The organism is Streptomyces sp. XY431 (genome assembly GCF_001279805.1).
In the GTDB taxonomy this organism is placed as follows: domain Bacteria; phylum Actinomycetota; class Actinomycetes; order Streptomycetales; family Streptomycetaceae; genus Kitasatospora; species Kitasatospora purpeofusca.
In genome coordinates, this window is record NZ_LGDO01000339.1 from 1 (window position 1) to 398 (window position 398).

The following is a 398-nucleotide window of genomic DNA, read 5'->3' on the forward strand; positions in this document are numbered from 1 at the left end:
CCAACCGCCTCGCCCACCTGCTCATCGAACACGGCGCCGGACCGGAACAACTCATCGCCCTCGCCCTGCCGCGCTCCGCCGACCTCGTCGCCGCCGTCATCGCCGTCCTCAAGACCGGCGCCGGCTACCTCCCCATCGACCCCACCTACCCCACCGAACGCATCCGGCACATGCTCCACGACGCCGCACCCACCTGCGTCCTCACCACCGAGAACACCGCCACCACCCTCCCCCAGGGCACCGCACCCATCCTCCTCGACCACACCGACACCACAAACCACCCCGACACCAACCCCACCGACACCGACCGCACCCACCCCCTCCAACCCACCCACCCCGCCTACGTCATCTACACCTCCGGCTCCACCGGCACCCCCAAGGGCGTCGTCGTCAGCCAC

General features: G+C 70.4%; 1 protein-coding gene. It reads left to right on the forward strand.

The features are described from left to right. The coding region (locus tag ADK60_RS25220; protein ID WP_159400576.1) for an AMP-binding protein at nucleotides 1-398 on the forward strand (398 nt) is incomplete at both ends.